This is a genomic window from Neochlamydia sp. EPS4 (assembly GCF_000813665.1).
Lineage (GTDB): Bacteria > Chlamydiota > Chlamydiia > Chlamydiales > Parachlamydiaceae > Neochlamydia.
Window position 1 is genome coordinate 56,783 of record NZ_JSDQ01000091.1, and the last position, 8,953, is coordinate 65,735.

General features: G+C 37.7%; 7 protein-coding genes and 1 pseudogene. All 8 read right to left on the minus strand.

Annotated elements, in window-relative coordinates; genetic code table 11:
• Positions 1 to 6: 6 nt before the first annotated feature.
• Complete coding sequence (locus DB42_RS09000; protein ID WP_039383784.1) at positions 7 to 924, minus strand: hypothetical protein; 918 nt, start codon at positions 922 to 924, stop codon at positions 7 to 9.
• A gap of 805 nt (positions 925 to 1,729) precedes the next feature.
• Entirely contained in the window at positions 1,730 to 2,677 is a 948-nt protein-coding gene (gene fmt / locus DB42_RS09005; RefSeq protein ID WP_044882671.1) for a methionyl-tRNA formyltransferase, read from the minus strand.
• 71 nt (positions 2,678 to 2,748) lie between these two features.
• Positions 2,749 to 3,612: an acyl-ACP--UDP-N-acetylglucosamine O-acyltransferase gene (gene lpxA, locus DB42_RS09010; protein WP_044882672.1), complete on the minus strand. Its 864-nt coding sequence runs from the start codon at positions 3,610 to 3,612 to the stop codon at positions 2,749 to 2,751.
• 43 nt (positions 3,613 to 3,655) lie between these two features.
• Entirely contained in the window at positions 3,656 to 4,123 is a 468-nt protein-coding gene (fabZ, locus tag DB42_RS09015; RefSeq protein WP_042241341.1) for a 3-hydroxyacyl-ACP dehydratase FabZ, read from the minus strand.
• A complete protein-coding gene (gene lpxC / locus DB42_RS09020) occupies positions 4,123 to 5,001 on the minus strand; it encodes a UDP-3-O-acyl-N-acetylglucosamine deacetylase (RefSeq protein WP_052243801.1) in 879 nt (292 codons plus the stop codon). Before lpxC ends, fabZ begins: the two co-directional genes overlap by 1 nt.
• Positions 5,002 to 5,818: 817 nt before the next feature.
• Complete coding sequence (lnt, locus tag DB42_RS09025; protein ID WP_238579020.1) at positions 5,819 to 7,387, minus strand: apolipoprotein N-acyltransferase; 1,569 nt, start codon at positions 7,385 to 7,387, stop codon at positions 5,819 to 5,821.
• 433 nt (positions 7,388 to 7,820) lie between these two features.
• Positions 7,821 to 8,596 (minus strand): annotated as a pseudogene (locus tag DB42_RS11935) (IS5 family transposase).
• A gap of 168 nt (positions 8,597 to 8,764) precedes the next feature.
• A partial coding sequence (locus DB42_RS11625; protein WP_044882675.1) for a hypothetical protein occupies positions 8,765 to 8,953 on the minus strand: 189 nt, incomplete at its 5' end.

Sequence of the window (8,953 nt, forward strand, 5' to 3'; positions counted from 1 at the left end):
CTCAGCTTATGAAATTATCCAACTGCCTGCAGCTGGTCTTTTGCTCTGGAGATTTACAAGGCGATAGTTATAAATCGCTTCCAAGAGAAAAGCTGCCAATCCGCAGCCTGCTGCTGCACAACCCATTGCTGCTATGCCAGGTACTGCTATATATCCTGTGGTAGCTAAAATCTTTAAATTAATCTCAGCTATATAAGAAGCCAAATTTACTATACTTAAAACTATTTTGTAGGTTTGCTTGGTGTCCACAACATTAGCTAAGTGTTTAACTTCATTAACAGATAGGCATAAAATCGCCATTGCCTCAATTCCTTGTAAACCTATTACTAAGGAGATCTTTGCAAACATTGGACTCATTCTTCCTAAGCAATTCGTAAGGTAAGTAAAAAGCATTGTGTTAGAGTTTACTAACCTAGAAAAATTTTTACCTATCGTTGCTTTTACCTTTAACAGGTTAATGAGTGCTAATTCATCCAGCCAAAAAAATAGGCCTCCTATATCAGCTAACAAAGAACCTATACTTGCAAATAGAGACCATTTGTTGAAAACCTTTTTATTTTTACTGTTCTCCTCTATCTCACAGTATCGCTTATTAACTAAATCATTCGCATCTATCGCCAGATCACCTAAGGTTAGTAGGCTATCAGTGGCGCTAAGAGCTCCTAATAAGCGTGCCCCTTGATAAGTATTACCCCTTATACAAGCTAATCCTGTCAGCAAATGAATGCTCAATTTGAAAACTTTTCCAAAAAATGAGCGCTCAGCAAAAACTTGAGCAATTACTTGAAAAAGATCGATAAAAAAAGCCTTTAATTCAACCCAAGTAGATTTTATATCGTACCCTAGCAAAGTATCTTTTGCTACGGAAGAGTCAGGAGAAGGCAAAAATGTTAAGTTTAAGGTTGCGCTATTTATTGCTTGCATCCTTTTCTCTCATGAAAAACCTATTAAGAATCCCCACTATACCAAGGTTTTTTATTTACCTAAAGAGAAAATAAATTTTAATGCAAAAAAGTACAATAACTAGCGCATAAATAAGTGAAACAAATATTAAAAACCAATAGGTTTTTTAAAACAAAAGATTATAATATATAGTTAATAAATTATATGAATAGCGATCGTCATAAAAATAAAAACTAAAAGTATGTTTATTCTTATTACTTATCCTTTAAGCCTGCCTTAGGATAAGCTAAGAACCCTTTTCCCTTACCTATCGACTTTGTTTTCATTGAGAAAAAAAGCTATAAAGTGAAGAAGAGCGCTTATCATTAACCTTCTAGAGGATGAAAGATATATAAGTTAAAAATATAAAATTCTCCTTTATTAGAAGTAAATCTTTTCTTACAAAGCCCAAGGAAGAAGAAATAGGGCTATAAAGACATGCAGATCATTTCTAACGAGACCTCTCCGCAAGAACAACTTTTTTTTATTAAAAAAATTATCCGCAAGATCAAGGGTCAGCGAATAAAAAGCCTACAAAAGAAGCAGGTACCGCTTTTAGCAATAATAGAAAGGATGAGTTTAAACTATTTATAGTAAGTAAAGCCCTTTTGACAAATAGTTACTAAAGGGTAGCTGCTAGCCGAAGGATAGAGGTATAAAAAAAGTCCAACGCGAGCCAAAATAAGGATTAACTTATTCATTTTAAAGGCCTTTTTCACCTTAAAAGCTCCATGCAATGAGACGGGCTAAACAATTAAATTCAGCTTATAAAATTATTTCTAATTTTTTAAATCCTAAAATCCATCTTTTTATCCTTAGGAAAGCCACGAATTAACTCTTCAGCAAGCATAGCTTTTTTACCTTCAAGCTGGAGTTCAAGAATGCGAAGCGCTCCTTGCCCACAAGCAACTATTAACTCTTCATTATCAGTAGGCAATAAGGTCCCAGCTGGCCCTCCTTGATCGGCTAAAGGAAGGGTAGAATTAATTTTTAGGCGTTTTTTTTGTCCCCCTATATCTACATAGCACCAAGCACCTGGGTGAGGATACACGCCTCTAACAAGATTATGAATGGTCTTAGCTGAAGAACTCCAGTTAATCTCACAATCCTCCAATTCTATTTTTGGAGCAAACGTTGCCTGAGAATGGTCTTGCTCAACATGCTCCACACTACCTTGCTCAAACTGATCAAGCACTTCTACCAAGGCTTTGCCTCCAGCCTCGCACAGTAGACGTTCCAGCTCCCCATAGGTAGTATTGGGACCAATAGGGACTTTGACCATTTTAATAATATCCCCAGCATCCATTTTCCTTACCATATACATAATGGTAATACCTGTTTCGTTTTCTCCATTGATGATACTATGTTGGATAGGGGCGGCTCCGCGATATTTTGGTAGCAAGCTTGCATGAACGTTGATGCAGCCTTTAGAGGGCATGTCCAGAACATGTTGCTTAATAATCTCACCATAAGCAACGACTACAAATAAATCAGCCTGATAGGCTTGTAAAATCTCAGCAAATTCAGGAGCAGAAACTAATGCAGGTTGATGAACAGGTAGAGGAGGATTTTGCAATTGAGCAATACGTTTGACAGGTGTGGGCACCAAATCGCTTGAACGTCCTTTAGGCCTGTCCGGTTTAGTCACTACTGCACAAATGCAGATCTTATGATTGAGAAGATGCTGAAGGATATCTGCTGCAAACTGAGGAGTCCCAAAATATACAATTTTCATCAATACCTCTTAAAAAAAGCTGAAGACGCTTGCGGCTATTTTTTTCTAAAGCAGCCCACTCTCAAAGGAATTTATCTTTCAATTTTAGCTGTAATCTCAGCTTCAGCCTCTTTTTCAGCTTGAGCTACCTCATCATCAAAATTTGTGATTCCCTCCAATCCTAATAAACCGCGCTTAGAGGAACGACAAAACTCCACAAAATGAAGAATTTCTGGAAGAGGCTCAAGTTCTCTTTCAATTTGAAGCAGCGCTTCTTCAAGACATGCTTTAGAACGGTAAACTATTTTAAAAGCTTTTCCGAGTTCTTGGCGAATCTTTAAAGAAAAACCATGCCTTTTTAACCCCACAATATTGATTCCACCAAATTTGTAAGGAATGCCTGCTCCTATCGTATAAGGAGGAACATCCCGAGTAATACGGCTCATTCCCCCGACCATTGCATATTTACCGATCCTAGAAAATTGGTGAACGGGTACAAAACCGCTAATAATAGCACAGTCTTCTACAATCACATGACCTGCAAGAGTAGCATTGTTACTCATAATCACTCGATTACCTACTAGGCAATTGTGGGCAATATGGCAATAAGCCATAATCAAGCAATCATCCCCTACCTCTACCGAGGTATTTTCTCCACAAGAGGAATTAATTGTCACAAACTCACGTATTTGACAATTTTTACCAATCTTAACAAAGGTGGTTTCACCTTTATATTTTAGATCCTGTGTTTGAGTGCCAATGCTTGCAAAGGGATAAATAGTGGTTCCTGCGCCAATAGTCGTATGGCCGTCAATATAAGCATGAGACTTAATCGTTACACCATCTTCTAACTTTACATGAGCTTTAATAATCGCAAAGGGCTCTACTGTAACTTTATCTCCAATAATAGCTCCCGGTTCAATTACGGCGGTAGGATGTATGTTCGATTTTTTCATATTCTATTTACTCAAAATAATTTTATAAAAGCTTTCTACCCTATTATAGCTGACTTTTGTCAACTAGCGCAAAACCGATTTCAGCTTCTGCAGTAATTTTATCATTCACTGTAGCCGTTGCTTGCATCCGTCCTGCTTTGGAACTTACATGAATACCTTCTACCCTGAGCATTAAGACATCCCCTGGCTTAGCTGGATTGCGAAATTTAGCATTATTGACAGTCAAAAGCACAGCTATCTTATCATGATAGCCTTTCATATGAATCAATATACCACCCAATTGCGCTAACGCTTCTACCATAAGTACACCTGGCATAATAGGAGTATCCGGAAAATGACCTTGAAAAAAAGCTTCATTAAAAGTCAGGTTTTTCTGTCCTACGATTAAGCCCTGCTCTAAATTGATATCAAGAACTCGATCTACCAGCAAAAAGGGAAAGCGGTGAGGCAAGATTTCTGCTATTTGTTTAATATCGAGTGATTTTGGATAATCAGCTACATGAACTTCCATTAAGCACACTCCGTAATAGAGTTTAATAATTCTTTTGCAAAAGCGCAGTTAGATGCATGACCTGCCCTAAGAGCAATTACGTGCGCCTCAAATTCAATTCCTACCAGAGACAAGTCTCCAATCATATCTAAAATTTTATGTCTTACCATCTCATCGGGAAAGAAAAGCCCCCCTTTACTAAAAGCTGCTTCTTCATGAATAATTACGGCATTATCCAAGCTAGCGCCCTTAGCTAAGCCGTGATCCAATAGATAAGCCACTTCTTTATAAAGAGCGAAGGTACGACAGGAAGCAATCTCATGCTTAAAATTGTAACTATTTACCTCTAACGAATAAAATTGGCAATTTAAAAGCTTAGAATGTGGATAATTCAAGGTATAACTGATCCGATATCCATCATAAGGAAAAGCCATAATATATGTATCTTCTTGATTCCAATGAATAGGACTTTGGATTTTAATCACAGGCTTTTGTTCCGCTTGCTCAAGGATCCCGACTTCTTCGATCATATTCACAAAAGCATCGGAACTTCCATTAGCAGCAGGCGGCTCAATCCCTTTAATTTCAATACATAAGTTATCAATATTATTGGCTCGCACAGCGGCCAGAACGTGCTCAATGGTATGAATTACCACGTTGTTAATTCCTATGGAGGTGCTACGACTTGTTTCATAGACATAATTAACAGAAGCTGGAATCCTCGGTCGATCCGGCAAATCTACTCGACAAAATGTAATACCAGCATTTTCTGGAGCAGGCACAAAGGTAATTTGTACTTCTTTTCCAGTATGAATACCAATGCCTGAGAATGAAATAGAATTTTTTAAGGTTCGCTGCTGACGATATTTTGATATCAAGTTTTGTTTTAAACCAATCACAATTCAGCTCTCTTACGCAATGGAAATGAATGAATTAAGGAACAGGGGGATTCTACTTTAACTTGTAATTTTTAGCAAGTAAAAGCTACTTTCCATTCTAAACCTTCAATAAACAGAAAACTTTAAAGTTTTTTGCTAGATAATCTTAAGCATTGCTTATTTAAAAGTAAGGCAATACCTTATAGATCTCTTCTAGGAGTTAATAAGGCTATTAAGCTGGGTGATCTAATTTTCTTTGAGTCACCCCGAGCAAAGAATTTCTCCTGCCGGCATCTTAGGAGATGGGCAATTTATTCATTTAACAACCAGGGAGTGCCAACCCTAGATCAAAATCAGTAATTTGTCTGCATCTGCATGATCGGGCCCTAATGAAACCTCTAATCTTTATCCAATTATTCGATAATGGAAATAAAGGACATTTCAGCCGGTAACCCAACTCCCCTTACAGGCTACCTCATATAGCATTCGCTTGCCTAAAGAGTTTAAAGTCTAGTAAAGGCTGAAAATCCCCTGGAAAGTTTCTAAACCTGCCTCTTCTGCTAGCTGCCAAGCATTTTTATATTCTACTTTGCTTGCAACCCCTGAATGTTAGTGCAAAACTACTGGCCTAACTTTTTTCCGAACAAAAAAAAAGACTCCAGATTAAATCTGGCTTTCTTTAGTGTCTTAAGGTTTGATCCATTGCCTTCAATTCCCTACCCTCGCTCTCCTTATAACAACTGACGAAATAGACTAGCATATTTTCTATTGATTACCCATGCAGTTTAGGCTTATAAAAGATGATTCAATTAATTGGGTTTATAATTTTTAAGTAAAACTATCGACGAAAAAAGGAAGCTCCACCTATACCTAACACACATAGGAAGACAATAAGATAATCACCCGTTATAGAATAAAGTGTTTTGTAGGAAAAAAGCGGAACTTGCAGGTAAAGAGCGCCAGGCTTCCAAATTTTTTCATAGTAAGTATTCCCAAGGATTTTTATCTCGCGCCCAAATGCATCGAAACCGCCGGTAATTCCTGTATTACAAGCACGAATGAGAGGAATGCCGTTTTCTGTTGTTCTCAAGCGAGCATGATCACAGTGCTGCTGTGCTACCGTTGGATACCATACATCACTGGTTAAGTTAACGATTAATTCAGCTCCCTTCAGTCGATTTTCACGCATTAAATGTCCAAATGTTTCCTCATAGCAAATAGATGCTCCAAAAGGAGCATAAGCAGGAAAAATCTTGGCTTCTTTACCAGGAGTAAAAGAACCAGTAATGCCATAAGCGGCAGCCAAGGAACGGCAAAAGGAAAAAGGGATATACTCACCCATAGGAACTAAGACACGCTTATCATATCGTTTAAAAGGAAGCCTAAATTGTTGATAGGAAGAGGGTTCAACAAACTGTGCGGAACTATAATATTCTCTATGCCCGTCAAAAAAGTCCTCCACGTCCTCCATTCCTGATAAGACAGGGGCATTAAAGATATTAGCCAATCCTTGTAGCCAATAGCCATTGGTAACCATCCAAATAGATCCTTTTTCAGTCATACATTTTGAAGCTAAGGGCTCTTGCAATAAAGGAAGAGCAGAATATGCCTTTTCTCCAAAAACCTCGAGAAAAATTTTCTTAACGTTTTTGTAGGAGTAAACAGGTGTATAGGTAGTGAAAGGCACAATAAACTCGGGTAAAGCAATTAAGTGGATATTCTTTCCTAAATGCTCTTTGCAAAGCATCAAAATTTGCTGCCACTCTGCTTCCACATATTTTACGTAGGAAGCTGTATTATGAAAGAGCATGTTTTCCTCCGTAGGGAATACAGGCTGAACAAGAACGGCGTTAAAAGTGTCTTCTATAGCTCCAGGATCGTGCATCTTTAACTGAATAAATCCAAACATAAAAGGAAATGCGGCGAAGACAAACCAGCAGAACATATGCCTATAAAGCGGCCAGGCAAGCCAAGCTTTTAATGCTAGTAAGTTTACCCCCAGAACCCAAAAAGACATGCCAAAAGCTCCTCCCAGAGAAGCACTTTGAAGGGTGTATAAATTTGCGCTTAAACTAAGTCCAATAGGATTGAAAGCAATTCCTGATAAAATAAATAAACGTGACCATTCAAGAAGAGTCCAGCAACTACATAGCAGTACTATTCGATTATAACTGGTTATGCGCTGCGAGCATGCTAGCCATCCAATAAAACCAAATTGCAAACCAAAGATTAAAGCCAGCAAAACATATACAGCGATGATGTAGAGATATGGATGAGATAGGAACCAGGAAAACTGGATAAGTTGAACCATTGCAAACCAAGCGGTCGCCACAAAAAACCGTTGCCTGCGACTAGGAAAAGAAGCTAAAGCACGGAAAAATAAGGCAAAACCCATAACTGAAGCCATAAAAGAAGCTGCATGGCTCCAATAAGGCTGGCCAAAGGCGACAATTATTAAAGAAAGTATAATACAAGTAAATGTTTGTAAGCGGCTAAGCGGCATAAATTTTAAACAAGGTTAAGGTTAAGCCTAAAAGATTTTTAGCGGGTGGTGGCTTTATTTAATGTCCTGGGTAATTTTTCGTACTTTTTGCCATCAGTTTGCAAAAAAAATAGCTAGAGAGGCTTTTTCTTATAAATCCAATCATAAAGGATAAGAGATAGAGCCCCTGGGAAATTAAATAAACTTAAAAAACTTCAGATGATTTAATCATGCGGCTTAAATAAATATTAAAGCAATTAAATGTTCATTCCCTTCTTTTATCCCAACCATCTTTTGGGTCCCAGAGATAATTTTCAGCAAATTATTTGTCGCCCTTAGAGACATTCTCTGAATTAATTTATTGTGCTATTCTTCTTACCATCAGACGTATCATCGCTAAATAGAGGAACGCTTGGCTGGTGTTGGTTAAGGTCTCATAATCCTTACTTAATCTGCGGCATTTGCCAAACCAGGCAAATGTTCTTTCTACTATCCATCTTTTTGCTTGTAGATGAAATCCTTTTAGCTTAGATCTTTTAATGATTGTTAAATCAATGCCATGTAAAGCTGCTTCTAATTTCATCTCTTCCCCGCTATATCCTGTATCGGCAAACATTTTTTTTGGCCATAAAACTTTTCCTTGGAAATAATAAAATAACGCTTTTAGCCCATCTCTGTCGTTACAAGCTGCGCTACTTACTACAACTGCTATTAACAGTCCCAAGTGATCCACCACTATGTGCCTTTTCCTACCTTTAATTTTCTTGCCGCCGTCGTATCCGCAGAGCCCTTTTTTTCAGTTGTTTTGATACTTTGGCTATCGACTATAGCTGCACTAGGTTCCGCTAATTTGCCTAAGCTTTGGCGAAGCGATCGCCTTAAATAAGTATTAATTTGTTCGAATAAATGACTCTGTTTCCATCTCAAAAACTGAGAATAGACCGATTTCCAAGGAGGAAGATCATGAGGAAGATCTGTCCATTGACAACCTGTCCTTAAGACATAAAAGATAGCATTAAGCATCTCTCGTCTAGAGTGCATAGGTGGCTTTCCAGCTTTTTTCTTGCATATTATAGGTTCAAGCACTTGCCATTCTTGATTATTTAAATCGCTAGGATAAGGTTTTCTTATCATATTAGGCTCCTGGTTAAACAGCCTCTATTTTAAACGATTTTAATAATTCAGAGAATGTCTCTTAGGCCCTTAAAAAACATACAAAATTTCAGCTTTTCCTAGAATACGCAGAGAAAGAACTTAATTATATTTAACAATAGGAAGGCCCAGGGAAATTGCATGAAGATTTTATTTACCATTTAGCATTTCCATCATATAGTCTCGATTCCACCCGGCTTTTGCTCTCCTGCCCTTGATTCCTGCTTTTGTTTTTGTATCAGCTTTTAATAAATTCATTGTACATCTTTTCAAAACAGATAGATTTTCGGGACCGTGGTCTTTACGGACTTTGCTCTTATCTTCCCCATAAGAAACGTC

Bases quoted from the DNA above. Each gene is read 5' to 3' on its own strand.
- DB42_RS09000 (WP_039383784.1), bottom strand. From the start codon at position 924: ATGCAAGCAATAAATAGCGCAACCTTAAACTTAACATTTTTGCCTTCT.
- lnt (WP_238579020.1), bottom strand. From the start codon at position 7,387: ATGGCTTCAGTTATGGGTTTTGCCTTATTTTTCCGTGCTTTAGCTTCT.
- fabZ (WP_042241341.1), bottom strand. From the start codon at position 4,123: ATGGAAGTTCATGTAGCTGATTATCCAAAATCACTCGATATTAAACAA.
- lpxA (WP_044882672.1), bottom strand. From the start codon at position 3,612: ATGAAAAAATCGAACATACATCCTACCGCCGTAATTGAACCGGGAGCT.
- fmt (WP_044882671.1), bottom strand. From the start codon at position 2,677: ATGAAAATTGTATATTTTGGGACTCCTCAGTTTGCAGCAGATATCCTT.